Origin of the sequence: Psychrobacter sp. GW64-MNA-CIBAN-0177, from assembly GCF_040309585.1 — a bacterium.
GTDB lineage: Bacteria > Pseudomonadota > Gammaproteobacteria > Pseudomonadales > Moraxellaceae > Psychrobacter > Psychrobacter okhotskensis.
Map to the genome: position 1 here is coordinate 1 of NZ_JBEOOY010000242.1, position 272 is coordinate 272.

At 34.6% G+C, this 272-nt stretch carries 1 protein-coding gene; it reads right to left on the bottom strand.

Translation table 11 applies throughout. From position 1 onward, the window contains the following. The coding region (locus AAEY79_RS14935; RefSeq protein WP_352289177.1) for a hypothetical protein at positions 1 to 223 on the bottom strand (223 nt) is incomplete at its 3' end. Positions 224 to 272 lie beyond the last annotated feature (49 nt).

The window sequence follows — 272 nt, forward strand, 5'->3', positions numbered from 1 at the left end:
TTTCTATACCTATAAACTGTACATCACCATATGGATCCCAGAGTTGCACTGTTCCCGTCTTAACATTGTCAGATGAAGATGAAATTGAAGAAATATCAGACAAAGTTATAACAGTAGAATTATCGTGCCCACCACACCATTTTGCTACATGAATGAATCGCTTTGACAATTCTAAGGAAGACGCATTTTGAACTAACATTGACTTCAATGTATTATCATTCAAGTATTGGACACCATCTCTTGTGATAATCATTTTTGCTATTGTATTAGGT